The sequence below is a fragment of the Pseudomonas sp. P1_F1_2 genome (assembly GCF_056405815.1).
In genome coordinates this window covers 63,764-81,461 of the sequence record NZ_JBFUBK010000005.1, presented here as the reverse complement: position 1 = coordinate 81,461, position 17,698 = coordinate 63,764, and the positions used below count along the sequence as shown (strand labels likewise).

Sequence of the window (17,698 nt, the reverse complement as noted above, 5' to 3'; positions counted from 1 at the left end):
CCCAAGCGGCACCCGACACGCATCCAGCGGCCTATTGTGCCAGCATCATGTGGCAGGCGCCCGACTTGACATCCAAAATGCGTGAAAACCCCACCGCTACCCCACCGACCAGAGTTTTCTTTCCATAAAAAAATCAAGCACCTGGAAGGTAAAACGCTGGCATCTGAGACTGAGCGTTTTTCGCGTGAAAGAAAAAATTTAGAAAGAGTGACACTCCCTGCACCCCAGCCTAAAATGGCGTGTTTTTTTACCAACAATCTGGTGCTTTTAATGCGCAACGGTTCAGTAAGTATCGCCCTGTCGGACATAATCGCAGCGACAGGACGATACGCTTTGATAGGGATGCTAGGCTGGCAAGATGTTCGTCAGCGCTACAGGAGATCGGCATTAGGCCCATTTTGGCTGACTATCAGCATGGGCGTAATGATCGGCACCATCGGCGTGGTCTTTGGGCAGATCTTCAACTCCCCGATGGGCGAGTTCCTGCCGTTCCTGGCGATCGGCATGATTTTTTGGGGATTCATATCGACGGTCGTCAGCGAAGGCTGCACCGGCTTCATTGCCGCCGAGGGCATAATCAAACAGCTTCCGATCCCTTTGTTCGTCCACATTCTTCGCATGATCTGGCGAAACATATTGATTCTGGGTCATAACATCGTGATTTTCCCGCTGGTGTTGCTCGCCGTTGGCAAACCGTTGACCTGGATCGCGCTCCTCAGTATTCCGGGGTTCGCTCTCGCCGTGCTGAACCTCACCTGGATTGCATTGCTGCTGGCCATTCTGTGTGCGCGCTATCGTGACTTACCGCAGATTATTGGCAGCCTGTTGCAGATAGTGTTCTATCTCACGCCGATCATGTGGCTGCCCAGCCTGCTGCCACAACGTGCCGGGATGTTCCTGCTGGACCTAAATCCGGCCTATCACATTATTTCGGTGGTTCGCTCCCCCCTGATCGGGCAACTGCCTAGCGCCACCAACTGGTGGTTTTCCTTGGGCATGGCCGCTGCAGGCTGGCTGGTTGCACTCGTGGTCTATGGCCGTTACAAGCGCCGCATCGCTTACTGGCTCTAAGAAGAACTCCTAATGTCCTTGATCGAATTCAAAAATGTTTGTGTAGATTTCCCTATCTACAACGCTAATGGGCGCTCCCTGAAAAAACGTTTGATCCAGGTAGCCACAGGTGGCCAACTGGGTGCAGACCAACAGGGTCGCGTTATCGTCAGAGCGCTGGAAGATCTGACGTTCACCTTGCGCGACGGCGACCGCGTTGGCCTGCTTGGACATAACGGCGCAGGCAAAAGTACCCTGCTGCGCCTGCTCAGCAGCGTTTATGAGCCCTCATCCGGCACCGCTCGAATTAACGGTGAAATCGGCTCTCTAATCGACATATCCCTGGGCACAGACCCGGAGGCCACCGGCAGGGAAAATATTTTTCTGCGCGGCGGCATCCTTGGACTGACCAAGGCTCAAATTGCAGAGAAGCTCGACGAAATCATCGAGTTTTCGGAACTTGGCGACTTTGTCGACATGCCGATTCGTACCTATTCCTCAGGTATGCACCTGCGATTGGCTTTCGCCGTCTCAACCACGATAAAACCGGAAATCCTGCTGATGGATGAATGGCTATCCGTCGGCGACGAAGGCTTCAAGCACAAAGCCGAAATACGCATGAACGAACTGGTGGAGTCGACCAACATCCTGGTCATTGCCAGCCACTCCCGCGAGATGGTCATGCACACCTGTAATCGGGTGCTCTGGCTGGAGCATGGGAAGATAAAGATGGATGGCGACCCGGAGACGGTCACCGCTGCCTACTTTGGAGCCAAGGCCAATGAACAGCATTAAGCGTAATGGTGTGGATATCGAGACGGCCTTTTCCATCGCGTCTAGCCGGCTGCACACCAAAACAAATGTAAGTTCCGGCGCCATTTCACTCGAGGACGCTCTTCTTACCTCCTTTTCGGGCACGAAACCAAGACTACGCCACCGCATCAAGCAAGTGATCCGGAGTATCGCTCGCGGAGTCTTCCGGTTAATAAAGCCAATTACGCGCCCGCTGCTTTTCCGTCTGCGCAACTATTTCACGGCGGATATCCGCCAGGAAATGATGGGAGAGCTCGCAAGGCTCAACACCGAACAGCATCAGCACCATCAGCACATCGTGCAGGAGCTTGAACGCCTGTCGAACGCGACAGGCTTACAAACACGGTTGTCGCAGAAGATTTTTTCCAGCCAGCTATCGCCGGAGGATATCGAACAACAACTGGACCGGATTGAGAAGTACAGTTTGGTGGACGCCAACCGTGTCGCAATTGATTCCGGCCTGGATGAAGTGTTGGTCAAAGCCACAGTTGGATATGTGCTCTGTGCGGCAAAAGACTATGCACTGCTGACGAGCCTTCTCCAGGCAGGTGAACTGGAACCGGGCACCCGGCAGGTGATTGAACGAATCGTACAGCCTGGCGACGTGTTCATTGATGTCGGAGCCAATATCGGTTTGCACTCCATTGCCGCCGCCCGCGCCATGGCGGGACAGGGCAAGATTATCGCCTTTGAGCCTTTTGAGCAGACCTGTAAACTTCTTGAGAAAAACCTTTGGTTGAATGGTTTTTCAGCTATCAGCGAAATCTCGTGCCTTGCCCTCTCGGACAAAGCTGAAACTCGCAAGCTGCACCTAGGGATGACCAGCGGACACCATTCCCTTTATGAGCTGGAAAATCCGGCGTTTTACGCCTCGACTTCAGTGGATGTCACTACCATTGCGCTGGATGATTTCTTACCCGAGAACCTGACCGTCAAACTGCTGAAACTCGATGCAGAAGGCGCAGAAATCGATATCATCAAAGGCGCGCAAAAGTTACTGAAATCCAATCCGCAAATGTTTCTAATCGTTGAACTCGGCCTATCCCACCTGAAAAGAAATGCGCTCAGCCTCGAAGCGTGGCTCGGGCATTTCACGGATCTGGGGCTGGTATACAGCGTCATCAACGATCAGACGGGGGATCTTGAAAACTGGTCAGTCGAACAACTGAGTAAGTCAACCTCCGTCAACTTGCTGTTTTCATCGTCCAGTTCACAGCTAGCAGGGGGTGTGAATGCATGAAGAGTGAAGTCATTGTTGTAGGTGCCGGCGGACATGCCAAGGTATGCATAGAGCTACTACTGGCGCAAGGCGACAAGGTCGCCTACTGCGTTGGTAATCCGGACAGTCCGGACAAGTGCCTGGGCATTCCGGTGCTGAAAAGCGACGACCATCTTCCAGCATTGCTTAAGGAAGGTTACGAGCGTGTGTTCATCGCCATCGGATCAAATCCATTGCGCAACAAACTGGCGAAGAAAGCCACTGAAATGGGCTACCAGTTGGTCAACGCAATCAGTCCTGTGGCAATGGTATCGCCCTCAGCCAGACTGGGCGTCGGAATCGCCATCATGGCCGGGGCCGTTATCAACGCAGAGGCGACGATTTCCGACCTTTGCATCGTGAACACTGGTGCCACAATCGATCACGACTGTGTCATTGGACTGGCAGTACACATCGCCCCACAGTGCGCGCTGGCGGGCAATGTGAATGTCGGCAACCTAAGCTTCGTCGGCATCGGCAGCAAAATCGTCCCTGAGATTCAAATTGGTGAGTCGGTCATGGTCGGTGCTGGCAGCGTCATAATCTCGAATGTCGGGTCATCAACCACGGTTGTGGGTGTACCGGCCAAAGCAATACACAAAATTTGAAGGAAGAAACATGAAACGTATTTCCATTGCACAACCGAAGCTTGCTGGAAACGAACGCAAATACGTGCTCGATTGCCTGGACACAAACTGGATTTCTTCCAACGGCAAATACATCGGCGCCTTCGAAGAAAGCTTTGCGGCATTTTGCGGCGTTAAACACGCAATCGCGACCAATAACGGCACAACCGCCCTGCACCTGGCACTGGTCGTGTTGGACCTGCAGCCTGGCGACGAGGTCATCATTCCCACCGTGACCTACATCGCAACGGCAAACGCAGTGCGCTATTGCGGTGCAACGCCGGTGTTGGTGGATGTCTGTGCCGACACGATGAATATTGATCCACAGACCATTGAAAGCAAAATCACGGCAAAGACCAAGGGCATTATCCCGGTGCACCTCTACGGTCATCCCGCGCAGATGGACGTTGTCAACGAGATCGCTCGCAAACATAACTTGTGGGTTGTCGAGGATGCGGCCGAAGCTCACGGAGCTGAAGTTCACGGCAGCAAAGTGGGCGGTCTTGGCACGTGTGCAACCTTCAGCTTCTTTGGCAACAAGATCATTACCACCGGTGAAGGCGGCATGATCACCACCAATGATGACGAACTCGCGGCCAAGCTGCGGTTGTTCCGCGGCCAGGGCATGGATCCGAATCGCCGGTACTGGTTCCCGGTAGTCGGTTACAACTACCGCATGACCAACATCCAGGCGGCAATTGGGCTGGCCCAGATGGAAGGCATCGCAACGGCACTGACTGATCGCGAACGCCTGGCTGGCTGGTATAACGAAGCGCTTGCAGATCTTAAAGACAAGATTGTCATGCCGACCCAGGCTTCATGGGCGAAACAGGTTTACTGGATGTACAACATTTTCCTCGCGGACGGAGATGAGCATAAGCGCGACGCGGTCATGCAGAAACTCGACGCGATGGGCATCGAAACACGGCCAGTATTCTACCCAATGCATGTTCTGCCTCCGTATAAGGAAGACAACGTCTATCCAGTGGCAGATCTGTGGTCGGGCCGTGGCATCAACCTGCCGACCCACCAGGACCTGACTCAGGAAGACATCATCAGAATCGCAGCCAGCTTGCGTGAGGTGTTGGCAGCCTGATGAAAATTGCACTTTGCTCAACGTTTGTTCCCTTCATCAGGGGGGGCGGCAGAAACATCGTCGACTGGCTTGCGTCAACCTTGACGGAGGCGGGACATCAGGTCGAAGTTGTTTATCTGCCCGAGCTTGACGTTCCAGACCTACTGTTTCAGCAGATGATGGCGTTGCGCTGGGTAGACCTTCAAGCCGCTGACCGGGTCATCTGCTTCAGACCCCAGGCTCACTTGATTCCGCATCCGCACAAAATACTGTGGTTCATTCACCACATTCGGGTGTTCTATGACTTGTGGGACACCCCCTATCGTGACTTTGCAGATAATGCGAAGCACTGTGCAATCCGCGAAGCTTTATTCGACGCGGATACTCGCGCGTTGAGCGAAGCAAAGGCAATTTTCACCAACTCAAAAGTTGTATCTGCACGACTCAAGACCTATAACGACGTCGACAGCGAAGTGCTGTATCCGCCCGTATTCGAATCAGAGCGTTTTTTCTGCGCCGGATACAACGACGAAATCGCTTATATATGCCGTCTGGAGCACCACAAACGTCAGCACTTGTTGATCGAAGCATTGAGTTTCACCACCACCCCGGTACGCATCCGGCTGCTGGGAACCGGCTCAGGACCCGATTACGGCATTGCCCTGCGACAAAAAATCAACTACTGCAATGTCGCGGATCGCGTAATCCTGGATGACCGCTGGATCACAGAAGAAGAAAAAGTGGAATGCCTGTCGACGTGTCTGGCTGCTGCTTACCTGCCGGTAGATGAAGATTCCTATGGTTATCCAAGCCTGGAAGCCAGTCATGCCGAGAAACCGATTCTTACCACCACGGATTCGGGCGGCGTGCTTGAACTGGTCCAGGACGGCTACAACGGATACATCGCGGAGCCGACTCCCGAATCGCTAGCCATAGCCATGGACAAGCTATACCGGGAAAGAAGCACAACCGAAGCCATGGGCAAGAACGCCAAACAGCGATTGGTTGATTTGAAAATATCCTGGTCGCATGTGCTGGAGCGCCTATTGGCATGAAAGTTTTAATCGTGAATAACATGGCCCCGTTCATTTGGGGCGGCGCAGAAGAACTGGCTGTCAACCTGCAAAAGAATCTGATCATCGCCGGACATGATGCGGAAGTTATGCGAATTCCATTTCAATGGGAACCCGCATCAACGATCCCCTCGCAGATGTTGCTGACGCGCACTCTGGAAATCTTCAATACCGACCATGTGATTGCCCTGAAATTTCCGGCCTACCTCGTCCGACATCACAGAAAATCGTTGTGGCTGCTACATCAGTATCGCCAGGCTTATGATTTGTACGATGTAGGCCAAACCAACCTGCCTGCAGATCAGACTGGCGCGGATATTCGCAAAGCCATTATTAATGCTGACAACGAAAGTTTTGCTGAGAGCCGGCATATTTACACCAACTCCGAAGTCACGAGAAAGCGCTTACTCAAGCACAACGGTTTTGACTCTCAGGTATTGCTTCCACCAGTCAACGATCCCGAATCATTTATCGGCGGTCAGTTCGATGACTATATTTTTGCGGGCGGCCGTGTAAACGGCATGAAACGCCAATACATGCTTTTGGAAGCTCTGGCCAAAGCTGACAAGCGAGTCAAGCTGATTATCGCCGGGCCTCCCGAGTCCCCTGCCGACACACAGCAGCTGAACGTCATCATCGAAAAGTTCAGCCTGCAAGATCGTGTAAAGCTCGACTTGCGCTTCCTGCCACGAGCCACTTATGTCGATTACGTAAATCGTGCGCTAGCCGTCGCCTACATTCCGTTCGACGAGGACTCGTTGGGGTATGTAGCCATGGAAGCAGCAACGGCTCGTAAGGCCTTGATCACGACCACAGACAGCGGTGGAATCCTTGGTCTGGTAACGCCCGGGGAAACCGGCTGGAGAGCTGAGCCCACTGCAGAGAGCCTGGCAGAAGCAATGAATGCCGCTTTTGAGAGCAAGACTCGAACAAAACAATATGGCGAGGGCGCGCAGGCACTGTGGAACGGTCTGGGCATCAATTGGCCCGAAACCATAGAGGCGCTTCTCAAATGAAACTTGTAATATTTACACCGGCTATCAAATCCTCTGCCATCGGCCGAATGACACGACTCGTCGTTCGGGCACTATTGGCCCATCAGCATCAGGTCGTGGTGATTCGCACAGAAAGCCCGCACCTTTTGGCCAAAGAAACCCACGACTTCGGCTGCAGCATTCTACCCTGGACGAATGAGGCAGAAACCGCACAGGAAATTTCGGGAGCTGACTGCTGCATCTACCAGATTGGGGACAACTACGAGTTTCATGAAGGTGGCGTCGCCTGGCTAGCCAGGGTTCCGGGCATCGTGTGCCTGCATGACTTCTTTCTCGGTCACTTGTTCCGTGGTTGGGCACAGCAAAGACGCGACGAAGCGAACGATGTACTGACCCAGTGGTACGGAAAAAAAATCACCGCCGATTATTTCAGCGCCAGCGACAGCGCAACATTTATCCGAGAAACACAAGATTTGGCACCGTTGACCGAATGGATCAGCTCCATGGCCACCGGAGTGATAACCCATAGCAACTGGGGTTGTGATTGTGTCTTGTCAGCCTGCCCTGGACCGCTGTTCGTCGTCCCACTTGCCTACGACGCACCTGGCGCAGTTGGCATCGAAAATGAGCCCACGTCTAATGGCAAACTAAAGGTCTTGACGATCGGACACATCAATTCGAACAAACGGATTGAGAGCTGCATTGAGGCGATTTCAAGCAACTCGCTACTGCGTAAGAACGTCAGCTATCGACTTGTCGGAGCCATTCTTCCAAGTATGGAAAGGAAGCTTCGTGAACTGGCAACTGTCAGCGGCGTCGAATTGATCATTTCAAATGAAGTCGATGACGCAACCCTTTCCGAAGCTATCAGGAACGCCGACGTAATCAGCTGTTTGCGCTGGCCCAGCCTCGAAGCTGCTTCAGCTTCGGCTATTGAAGCAATGCTTTATGGAAAAGCCACCATCGTTACAGACGTCGGCTTTTATAAAGAATTACCTGACCAGTATGTGCTGAAAGTATCGGTTGACAACGAGATAGAGGATTTGAAAAAAACTCTCCTCTCACTCCAAAGCAATCGATCTGCAACTACCACCATCGGTAAACAGGCTCAAGCGTGGGCAAGTGAAACTTTTACCGCTGAAAACTACGCACGCAGGCTGGAACAGGCGATACCTGTCGTACTTCGAGCAAATGTAATCATTTCGGCAGCCGATCATTTTGCGACCATTATAGACAAATGGTCAGCAAGCCCTAAGTTGCTCAGGACGCCTGAAATATTAGAACCGCTGAGCATTTTCAACACCAACACGATCGCTTAAAGCGAACTTGCGGTGAGCCAGTCCTCTGGCCCACCGCATGGCGCTCCCCCCCTTTCTGCTTCGCACTGCCAAAGACAAATAGAGCAGTCTCAGCCCAGGCCACAGACTGAGAGTGACGCTTGGCGGCATCCTCCTTGGCGGCAAGCGCTACAGGATCGAGCGAGCAAGGTTTTAAACCCCTTCAATCAGTGCTTCTATCTCTTTCAAACGCGCCCACATCAACGCTTGATCGCCTTTCGCTTCAACGTTGAGTCGCAACAGGGGCTCGGTGTTGGAGCCACGCAGGTTGAAGCGCCAATCAGCAAAAGAAAGGCTGATACCGTCAGTTTTATCGAGTTCAGGATTCAGCGGCAGATAATGCTCCAGAACCTTTTGCAACATCGCCGGCACATCTTCAACCCGGTAGTTAATCTCACCCGTGCACGGGTAAGCCTCGATGCGCTCATCAACCAACTGAGCCAGTGTCTTCCCGCTGGTGGACATCAAAGCCGTGACCAGCAGCCATGGAATCATCCCGCTGTCGCAATAGGCAAAGTCACGAAAATAATGATGCGCGCTCATTTCGCCGCCATAGATCGCATCCTCAAGGCGCATACGCTCCTTGATGAAGGCATGGCCGGTTTTGCAGAGAACCGGCACACCACCTGCTTGTTCAACCTGATCGATGGTATTCCAAGTCAGTCGTGGATCATGAATGATCTTGCTGCCTGGGTGCTGCTTGAGCAGCATCTCGGCCAACAGGCCTACAAGGTAATACCCTTCGATAAACCGGCCTGTTTCATCGAAAAAGAAGCAGCGGTCAAAATCGCCATCCCATGCCAACCCCACATCGCAGCCATGCTCCAACAGCGCCTGCCGGGTCAGGTCACGGTTCTCAGGCAGCAACGGGTTAGGTACGCCGTTGGGGAAGTTGCCGTCCGGTTCGGCGTTGATAATCACCCACTCGAAAGGCAGTTTACCGGTCAATGCCTGTAAGACGGGACCCGCGGAGCCGTTACCAGGATCGGCAAGTACTTTCAGCGGTTTCAATTCGGCAATATCGACGTAGCTGAGCAAATGCTCGATATAGCGGCTCTTATCGAGTTCAATACGGATAGCGCCAGGATTGGCCGCCAGTGCTCCGAGATCACCGCTTTCCACACGATCACGGATTGCATTGAGCCCAGTATCACCGCTGATTGGACGTGATTGCGACTTGACCAGCTTCATCCCGTTGTAACCCTTGGGATTGTGGCTGGCAGTGATCATCACACCACCATCAGCATTAAACGCGCTGGTGGCGAAATAAACTTCTTCGGTGCCGCACAAGCCAATATCGATGACATCTGCACCGGCGTCTTGCAGGCCGCGGGTCATCGCGTCAGCGAGCATAGGGCTCTCAAGCCGCATATCCCGACCCAACACGATACTTTTGCCTCGCAGTTCGGCGACCATCGCACGGCCTATCCGATAAGCAACATCTTCATTGAGGTCGGACGGCACTTGGCCGCGAATGTCATAAGCCTTGAAGCACCGGGTTTTAATAGGGGTATGCATTTTGTTTCTTGCCTAAGTAACTGAAACGACGCACTGGGTGCTGCCCTTGTGCATCATTAAAGTGGTTTATATCAATGGCAGAAAATAAAAAGCCTGATCGAATGAGCACTCACCGACCAGGCTTTTATATCTACCAGCACGCTCTTACTTGTCGACGCGGCCGTAGTTATCTTCAAAACGGACGATATCGTCCTCACCCAGATAGTCGCCGCTTTGCACTTCAATGAGCACGAGGTCAATAACCCCAGGGTTCATTAAACGATGCTGATGACCGGCACGGATAAAGGTCGACTCGTTGGTATTAAGCATCAACTCCCGCTGATCGTTTACGACCACTGCCATCCCGCTGACGACGATCCAATGCTCGCTGCGGTGGTGATGCATCTGCAAAGACAGGGAGGCCTTTGGCTTGACGACGATACGCTTGATCTTGAACCGCTCGCCGTTTTCCAGAGTCGTGTAGGTACCCCACGGACGATGCACCGTGCGGTGCAGCAGATGAACCGTATGACTACAGGCTTTCAGCTGATTGACGATATGCTTGACGTCTTGCGCATGATCTTTGTGGGCGATCATAACGGCATCAGGCGTATCAATAACCAGCAGATCTTCCACCCCTACCAGAGCGGTCAGGCGTCCCTCGCTGTTCACGTAGTTGTTACGCGAGCCATGGGACAGCACTTCGCCCTCAAAACGGTTACCGTTTTCGTCGGGTTTCGTCAATTCGCTCACAGCGTTCCACGAACCAATATCGCTCCAACCGATATCACACGGGATGGTCGCAACCTTTTTCGAACGCTCCATCAATGCATAGTCGATGGAAATATCCGGTACCTGGGCGAAGGTCTCGCTGTCCAGCGCCAGGCAGCGATATTTGTTGGACGAGGTCACGCGGGACGCTTCAATGGTGTTGGCCACTGCTTCAACAACGTCCGGTGCGTGCTGACGCAGCTCTTCCAGGACGGTGCCCACACGGAAGCAGAACATACCGGAGTTCCAGTAGTAGTTGCCGGCACTGATATAACCTTGAGCAGTCTCCAGATTTGGCTTCTCAACGAAACGCGCCACTTTCAACCCACCCTTGAGCGGGGCGTCCTTTTGCGCTTCGATGTAGCCAAAGCCGGTTTCTGGATAAGTCGGCTGAATGCCAAAAGTAACCAGCCAGCCCTCAGAAGCCAGCGCAACCGCATTGGCCACTGCCGCCGCGAAGGCCTTTTCATCCTGGATCAGATGATCGGCAGCCAGTACGAGCATATGAGCATCAGGACCGTGGGTCGCTTCCAACTGAAGTGCCGCCGCTGCCACAGCCGCTGCAGTATTACGCCCGAAAGGTTCGAGAATGAAACCCTGGGCATGTTTGGCAGCATTGACAGCGCCGTACTCATCTTCAGTCTTGAACAGCAATTCACGGTTGGTGACCGTGAGCACTTCGACAACGCCCTCCAGACGTGCAGCACGCAGGAAGGTCTTCTGAATCAGATTCTGGCCATCCGGCAAGTCCATGAAAGGCTTGGGATGGGCTTCACGGGAAACAGGCCACAACCGGCTACCCACTCCGCCAGACAAAATTACGGGAATCAGTTCCATGCTCTAAATCCTTAATCCCCTTTCCTGTGAATGAGTGCCAGGAAAGTGGGCTCAGTTATGTTTCTATTCGTTCCTGCACCGTTCCGAGTGCAAAATCCTCGCTCCCACCCGCCCGTTTCAGGCGGCAGAGCCTCTGGCACCAGCGATCCACAGAACGCCATGTCCAATCATTGAGCAAAGGCCACCAGACTGAGTCCGAATGGTGTCCAATGCGTCGAATACACTGCTCGATTATGCGAGCCATTCTACAGCGCTGCTATGGTTTAAAACCCGGCAACCCGGTAACTCTATTCACCACTGCCCAAGGGGAACAACCTAACCGTTTGCGCCATGATAATGCGCAAATCGCCGGTAACTCAGTTCTTACCTAGAGGGGTGATCCAACAACTTCTGCAGATATTGTCCATAGCCTGTCTTCTTCAGGCTCTCAGCCTGAATCTGGACCTGCTCTGCGGTTATCCAACCGTTGCCATACGCGATCTCTTCCAGACAAGCGACCTTCAGCCCTTGACGGTGTTCGATGGTATGAACGAAATGACCCGCTTCAAGCAAAGAGTCATGAGTACCGGTGTCAAGCCAGGCAAACCCACGCCCCAGCATCTCGACGTTAAGCGTCTTTTGCTCGAGATAGGCTCGGTTAATATCGGTAATCTCTAACTCGCCTCGATCTGACGGTTTAATGTTCTTGGCAATTTCAACGACCTGGTTGTCGTAAAAATACAAACCAGTAACCGCGTAGTTCGATTTCGGCTTAAGAGGTTTTTCTTCGATACTGAGCGCGTTCCCCTTTGCATCGAACTCGACCACCCCGAAACGCTCTGGGTCAGAAACGTGATAGCCAAACACCGTCGCTCCAGACTGTTGTGCACTGGCCGAACGCAAATTCTCGGTAAAATACTGGCCGTAGAAAATGTTATCACCCAGGATCAAACAGCACGGATCATCACCAATGAATTCCTCGCCAATGATAAAAGCTTGAGCCAGACCGTCCGGACTCGGCTGTTCGGCGTAGCTCAACTCAATGCCATATGAACTGCCATCGCCCAGCAGTTTGCGGAAATTCGGCAAGTCGTCAGGAGTGGAAATGATCAGGATTTCACGCATGCCAGCCAACATCAGCACCGACAACGGATAGAAAATCATCGGTTTATCGTAGATCGGCAGTAGCTGTTTAGAAACGCCCAGGGTGACCGGGTGCAAACGCGTGCCCGAGCCGCCAGCGAGAATGATGCCCTTGCGGTTTGACTTGATCATTTATTCAGAACTTCCCTAAGCATTCGGGTTACACCACTCTGCCAATCCGGCAAGTGTAGAGAAAAATTGTCGCGCAGTTTCTGGGTATTCAAACGTGAATTCAAAGGACGGCGGGCAGACGTTGGATAGTCGCTGGCTTTCATCGGGTTAATTGCCGTCACAGCGAGTTGTTCGCCATTAGCCCGAGCGAACTCGATCACATACTCGGCATAGCGGTGCCATGACACTTCGCCGCTCGCCGCCAAGTGATACACACCTGCAAGCTCAGGGCGCAGCAAAACGCAACGAATTGCCTGAGCCGTTACATCGGCGATCAGTTCGGCACCCGTCGGAGCCCCGATCTGGTCTGCGATTACGCTAAGAGTTTCGCGCTCTCTGGCAAGTTTCAACATGGTCTTGGCAAAGTTGCTGCCCCGAGCGCTATAGCACCAGCTAGTCCGGAAGATCAGGTACTTGCAGCCTGAGTCGATAATCGCCTGTTCACCAGCCGCCTTGCTCGCACCGTAATGATTCAGCGGCGCAACAGTGTCCGACTCCTCCCAAGGTTTAGTACCTTGCCCGTTAAACACATAGTCGGATGAATAATGAATTAACCAGGCACCCTGGGATACAGCTTCTTCAGCCATGACCCGGCAAGCCTCGCCGTTCAAGCGGTAAGCCAGTTCAATCTCGCCTTCCGCTTTATCAACTGCGGTATAAGCAGCGGCATTTACAATGAAATCAGGTTTGACCTTGCGAATCGTCGCTCGCAATGAGTCGAGGTCAGACAAGTCACCACACAAATCATCAACGACATGACGATCCAGGGCTATCAACGCCCCCAGCGGCGCAAGGGAGCGTTGCAACTCCCAACCTACCTGACCATTTTTTCCTAACAGAAGGATTTTCATGCCTTGCTCGAACGATCCGAATAGTTCTGATTGATCCACTGCTGATAACTGCCGCTCTTCACATGTGCGACCCACTCAGTATTATTCAGGTACCACTCGACAGTTTTGCGTATTCCGGTTTCGAACGTCTCTTGTGGCGTCCAACCCAGTTCACGCTGGATTTTTCCAGCATCGATCGCGTAGCGCTGATCATGCCCTGGGCGATCCTGGACATAGCTGATGAGGCTAGAGTGTGGGCGATAAGAGGATTCCGGCCGCAGTTCATCCAGCAGCGCGCAAAGGGTATGCACGACCTCGATGTTTTGCTTTTCGTTATGACCACCAATGTTGTAGGTCTCGCCGATTACACCTTCAGTTACGACTTTATATAGCGCACGGGCGTGGTCTTCGACGTAGAGCCAATCACGAACCTGATCACCTTTACCATAGACTGGCAGCGACTTGCCTTCCAATGCATTGAGTATGATCAGCGGGATCAGTTTCTCGGGGAAATGGCACGGGCCGTAGTTGTTCGAACAATTGGTTACCAGGGTCGGCAGGCCATAGGTGCGGGCCCAGGCACGAACCAAGTGATCAGAGCTCGCCTTACTAGCGGAGTAAGGTGAGCTTGGCTGATATGGAGTGGTCTCTGTGAAGAGGTCTTCCGGGCCTTCGAGGTCGCCATAAACCTCGTCGGTCGAGATGTGATGGAAGCGAAAATCGGCTTTGCGCTCATCACCCAGCGCCGCCCAATAATGGCGTGCAGCTTCCAGCAATGTGTACGTACCAATAATGTTGGTCTGGATGAATTCGGACGGACCGGAAATCGAGCGATCGACGTGAGACTCTGCGGCCAGGTGCATGATCGCATCTGGTTGATGTTCACGCAGGATGCGGTCGATCTGATCGCGATCGCAGATGTCGACGCGTTCGAACACATAACGTGAGTTCTGGCTGACCTCGGCCAACGACTCAAGGTTACCGGCATAAGTCAACTTATCGACGTTAACAACGGAGTCGGTAGTGTTGGAAATAATGTGACGGATGACTGCCGAGCCGATAAACCCGGCGCCGCCGGTAACTAGAATTTTCACGCGAAACCATACCCTTGAGGTGCTGACAGGGCCGCCAACCGAGCGCTGTCTAATCCATAAATGCAAAAGCCATCAAGTTCGCCGAGGCTTCTGACAGAGTCAACCTGAACCGACATGGGAATATGCCACTATCGGATAAGCGCAGCATTTTACAGCTTAATGAAGGTTTTACTAATGGATATAGACAAGCTGTGGCGCAAAATCGACGTGCGTCATGCGACTGACGAAATCAGACCAGCCGCTTGCGTGAAGCACGGGCCGCGCGCCCCAGAAACCAGCCAAGCAGCGGACCGATGACCATGCCGACCAGCAACGCAAGAACCACCACCAGCGACACTGGTAGTTGCGGCCCTGCCCAGCCAAGAAATAGCAGGGAAACCGATTGTTGATTCTCTAAAACAAACGCCAGAATCACCAATACGAGCAACAACACAAACAAGGCGAGCAATACACGCTTGAGATTACGCATAAGTGGCTCCTTGGATTACGGCAGCCGTCAAAGCCCCTCCTCCTCATCCTCGTTCACACGATCACGCAGCTCTTTGCCTGGTTTGAAATGTGGAACGAACTTGCCGTCGAGGCTGACGGACTGACCGGTTTTTGGATTGCGACCTACGCGCGGTGCGCGGTAGTGCAGGGAGAAGCTGCCAAAACCACGGATCTCGATACGATCTCCAGTGGCCAGACATTGGGACATTTGCTCAAGCATGGTCTTGATGGCCAACTCCACATCCTTGGATGAGAGCAGCCCTTGATGGGTGACAATTCGTTCGATCAACTCCGACTTCGTCATATTTTTCCCTTCTTTTTCAAGCAGCTAGGAAAATCGCTTCAGAGGTTTTAGCATGCCCGGAGGAATTTGAACAGTCCAGGACTTGACATATCGCCATCAAAATTGAGCCGCTCAATTTCAAGTCACCTCAAGACACACAGCCTCACCGGCAAATTACCAGCATGGTCCGCGTGAAGTATCCCGCCGGGTTGAAACCAAAGGGGAATTCATCTTCATCCTTGACGTCATCGGATCGAGCCAGGACCTTGTACCCCTGTTTTTTGCACTCCTTGTCCGCTCGCTTGCGACACTTCTCCCATCCGGATCCCATCCCGGAACAATCAATCTCGATACCACTAACCCCGCGCACGACGTGAGTCTTGGCATTAGTAGTACAACCCGCCAATGTCAGTACTGCTATTGCGACAATGAGCTTGTTCATTCACTTCCTTATGCCGGACGCTCTGCCCGGCTGTCGTTCACTTCAGGCTAAAGGTTAGCTGCAAACAAACGGTTTGATCCGACCAAAGTAAGAGACCGCTTATAGGAGATACTGGTTTCACAAGCAATCACGTTGCCGCAACCCAACTACATCGACAATCTCACCAAATCGCAGGCATAAAAAAGGGCGACCGAAGTCGCCCTTTTTCTATGGTCTGACAGAACTTAGTTCTGTTTTTCCATTTGTGCACGCAACAGGTCGCCCAGAGTGGTAGGACCAGCAGCGACGTCAGCAGCAGGCTTGTCTTTCAAGCTCTGGATTGCTTCTTTCTCGTCTTCAACGTCTTTCGACTTGATCGACAGCTGGATTACACGGCTCTTACGGTCAACGCTGATGATCTTGGCTTCTACTTCTTCGCCTTCTTTCAGAACGTTACGCGCGTCTTCAACGCGGTCACGGCTGATTTCGGAGGCTTTCAGAGTCGCTTCGATATCGTCGGCCAGAGTGATGATGGCGCCTTTAGCGTCAACTTCCTTCACGATGCCTTTAACGATTGCGCCTTTGTCGTTCTCTTGAACGTACTCGGAGAACGGATCGCTTTCCAGTTGCTTGATACCCAGGGAGATACGCTCGCGCTCTGGGTCAACCGACAGGATAACGGTGTCCAGCTCGTCGCCCTTCTTGAAGCGGCGAACGGCTTCTTCGCCCACTTCGTTCCAGGAGATGTCGGACAGGTGAACCAGACCGTCGATGCCGCCGTCCAGACCAATGAAGATACCGAAATCGGTGATCGACTTGATGGTGCCGGAGATTTTATCGCCCTTGTTGAACTGGCCAGAGAAATCTTCCCATGGGTTAGATTTGCACTGCTTGATGCCCAGGGAGATACGACGACGCTCTTCGTCGATGTCAAGAACCATAACTTCCACTTCGTCGCCGACTTGTACGACTTTCGAAGGGTGGATGTTCTTGTTGGTCCAGTCCATTTCGGAAACGTGTACCAGACCTTCAACGCCTTCTTCCAGCTCAGCGAAGCAGCCGTAGTCGGTCAGGTTGGTTACACGAGCGGTAACGCGAGTGCTTTCTGGGTAACGGGCTTTGATAGCAACCCATGGATCTTCGCCCAGTTGCTTGAGGCCCAGGGAAACACGATTGCGTTCGCGATCGTACTTCAGAACCTTGACATCGATCTCGTCGCCAACGTTGACGATTTCGGAAGGATGCTTGATACGCTTCCAAGCCATGTCGGTAATGTGCAGCAGGCCATCCACGCCACCCAGATCGACGAATGCGCCGTAATCGGTGAGGTTTTTGACGATACCTTTGACTTGCTGACCTTCCTGCAGGGATTCCAGCAGAGCTTCACGCTCGGCGGAGTTCTCGGCTTCGAGGACGCTGCGACGGGAAACGACAACGTTGTTGCGTTTCTGGTCGAGTTTGATGACCTTGAATTCCAGCTCTTTGCCTTCCAGGTGCGTAGTATCGCGCACAGGACGGACGTCAACCAGAGAACCTGGCAGGAACGCACGGATGCCGTTAACGTCGACAGTGAAGCCGCCTTTAACCTTACCGTTGATAACGCCCTTGACCACTTCTTCGGCTGCGAAGGCTGCTTCCAGAACAATCCAGCATTCAGCGCGCTTGGCTTTTTCACGGGACAGCTTGGTTTCACCAAAGCCGTCTTCAACCGAGTCCAGAGCAACGTGAACTTCGTCACCGACGTTGATGTTCAGTTCGCCAGCGTCGTTGTAGAACTGCTCAAGCGGGATGAGTGCTTCAGACTTCAGGCCAGCGTGAACGGTTACCCAGCGAGCTTGGTAATCGATATCAACGATAACACCGGTGATGATGGAGCCTGCCTGAAGGTTCAGGGTTTTTAGGCTTTCTTCAAAGAGTTCCGCAAAGCTTTCGCTCATTTTAATTCCTGTTGATGAG

At 52.9% G+C, this 17,698-nt stretch carries 17 protein-coding genes; 8 read left to right on the top strand and 9 right to left on the bottom strand.

The features are described from left to right. Positions 1–81 precede the first annotated feature (81 nt). From AC1D2P_RS02665 to AC1D2P_RS02630, 8 genes are read left to right on the top strand one after another with little or no spacing between them, the layout of a single operon-like run. Complete coding sequence (locus AC1D2P_RS02665; protein ID WP_256594751.1) at positions 82–1,071, top strand: ABC transporter permease; 990 nt, start codon at positions 82–84, stop codon at positions 1,069–1,071. A gap of 12 nt (positions 1,072–1,083) precedes the next feature. Next, entirely contained in the window at positions 1,084–1,845 is a 762-nt protein-coding gene (locus AC1D2P_RS02660) for an ABC transporter ATP-binding protein (protein ID WP_477757776.1), read from the top strand. Next, positions 1,832–3,103, top strand: coding sequence for an FkbM family methyltransferase (locus tag AC1D2P_RS02655; protein WP_477757777.1), 1,272 nt, complete (start codon positions 1,832–1,834; stop codon positions 3,101–3,103). The genes AC1D2P_RS02660 and AC1D2P_RS02655 overlap by 14 nt, the downstream gene beginning before the upstream one ends. Beyond that, positions 3,100–3,729 carry an acetyltransferase gene (locus AC1D2P_RS02650; protein ID WP_477757778.1) on the top strand — a complete coding sequence of 210 codons (630 nt, stop codon included), beginning with the start codon at positions 3,100–3,102 and terminating at the stop codon, positions 3,727–3,729. Before AC1D2P_RS02655 ends, AC1D2P_RS02650 begins: the two co-directional genes overlap by 4 nt. Before the next feature lie 10 nt (positions 3,730–3,739). Beyond that, positions 3,740–4,843: a DegT/DnrJ/EryC1/StrS family aminotransferase gene (locus AC1D2P_RS02645; protein ID WP_109785253.1), complete on the top strand. Its 1,104-nt coding sequence runs from the start codon at positions 3,740–3,742 to the stop codon at positions 4,841–4,843. Next, positions 4,843–5,877: a glycosyltransferase family 4 protein gene (locus AC1D2P_RS02640; RefSeq protein WP_477757779.1), complete on the top strand. Its 1,035-nt coding sequence runs from the start codon at positions 4,843–4,845 to the stop codon at positions 5,875–5,877. Before AC1D2P_RS02645 ends, AC1D2P_RS02640 begins: the two co-directional genes overlap by 1 nt. Continuing rightward, entirely contained in the window at positions 5,874–6,911 is a 1,038-nt protein-coding gene (locus tag AC1D2P_RS02635) for a glycosyltransferase family 4 protein (protein ID WP_477757780.1), read from the top strand. The genes AC1D2P_RS02640 and AC1D2P_RS02635 overlap by 4 nt, the downstream gene beginning before the upstream one ends. Then, the gene (locus AC1D2P_RS02630) at positions 6,908–8,209 is read left to right on the top strand and encodes a glycosyltransferase (protein ID WP_477757781.1); all 1,302 of its coding nucleotides are present in this window, start codon (positions 6,908–6,910) and stop codon (positions 8,207–8,209) included. Before AC1D2P_RS02635 ends, AC1D2P_RS02630 begins: the two co-directional genes overlap by 4 nt. A 171-nt stretch (positions 8,210–8,380) precedes the next feature. Here AC1D2P_RS02630 and AC1D2P_RS02625 read toward each other — a convergent pair whose 3' ends face one another. The 9 genes from AC1D2P_RS02625 to rpsA form a co-directional block, all read right to left on the bottom strand. After that, positions 8,381–9,745 (bottom strand): phosphohexomutase domain-containing protein, encoded by a 1,365-nt coding sequence (locus tag AC1D2P_RS02625; protein ID WP_477757782.1) that lies wholly within the window; start codon positions 9,743–9,745, stop codon positions 8,381–8,383. Positions 9,746–9,889: 144 nt separating this feature from the next. Next, on the bottom strand, positions 9,890–11,332 hold the full coding sequence (locus AC1D2P_RS02620; protein ID WP_109785248.1) for a mannose-1-phosphate guanylyltransferase/mannose-6-phosphate isomerase: 1,443 nt from the start codon (positions 11,330–11,332) through the stop codon (positions 9,890–9,892). Positions 11,333–11,695: 363 nt separating this feature from the next. Beyond that, complete coding sequence (rfbA, locus tag AC1D2P_RS02615; RefSeq protein ID WP_109785247.1) at positions 11,696–12,586, bottom strand: glucose-1-phosphate thymidylyltransferase RfbA; 891 nt, start codon at positions 12,584–12,586, stop codon at positions 11,696–11,698. Next, complete coding sequence (rfbD, locus tag AC1D2P_RS02610; protein ID WP_477757783.1) at positions 12,583–13,476, bottom strand: dTDP-4-dehydrorhamnose reductase; 894 nt, start codon at positions 13,474–13,476, stop codon at positions 12,583–12,585. Before rfbD ends, rfbA begins: the two co-directional genes overlap by 4 nt. Then, entirely contained in the window at positions 13,473–14,549 is a 1,077-nt protein-coding gene (rfbB, locus tag AC1D2P_RS02605) for a dTDP-glucose 4,6-dehydratase (RefSeq protein ID WP_109785245.1), read from the bottom strand. Before rfbB ends, rfbD begins: the two co-directional genes overlap by 4 nt. A 229-nt stretch (positions 14,550–14,778) precedes the next feature. Further along, entirely contained in the window at positions 14,779–15,018 is a 240-nt protein-coding gene (locus AC1D2P_RS02600; RefSeq protein WP_223522279.1) for a lipopolysaccharide assembly protein LapA domain-containing protein, read from the bottom strand. Positions 15,019–15,045: 27 nt separating this feature from the next. Beyond that, a complete protein-coding gene (gene ihfB / locus AC1D2P_RS02595) occupies positions 15,046–15,342 on the bottom strand; it encodes an integration host factor subunit beta (protein WP_003369729.1) in 297 nt (98 codons plus the stop codon). A 142-nt stretch (positions 15,343–15,484) separates the two neighbouring features. After that, positions 15,485–15,763: a hypothetical protein gene (locus tag AC1D2P_RS02590; protein WP_109785243.1), complete on the bottom strand. Its 279-nt coding sequence runs from the start codon at positions 15,761–15,763 to the stop codon at positions 15,485–15,487. A gap of 224 nt (positions 15,764–15,987) precedes the next feature. Further along, positions 15,988–17,679 carry a 30S ribosomal protein S1 gene (gene rpsA / locus AC1D2P_RS02585; protein ID WP_046031753.1) on the bottom strand — a complete coding sequence of 564 codons (1,692 nt, stop codon included), beginning with the start codon at positions 17,677–17,679 and terminating at the stop codon, positions 15,988–15,990. Positions 17,680–17,698: the final 19 nt, after the last annotated feature.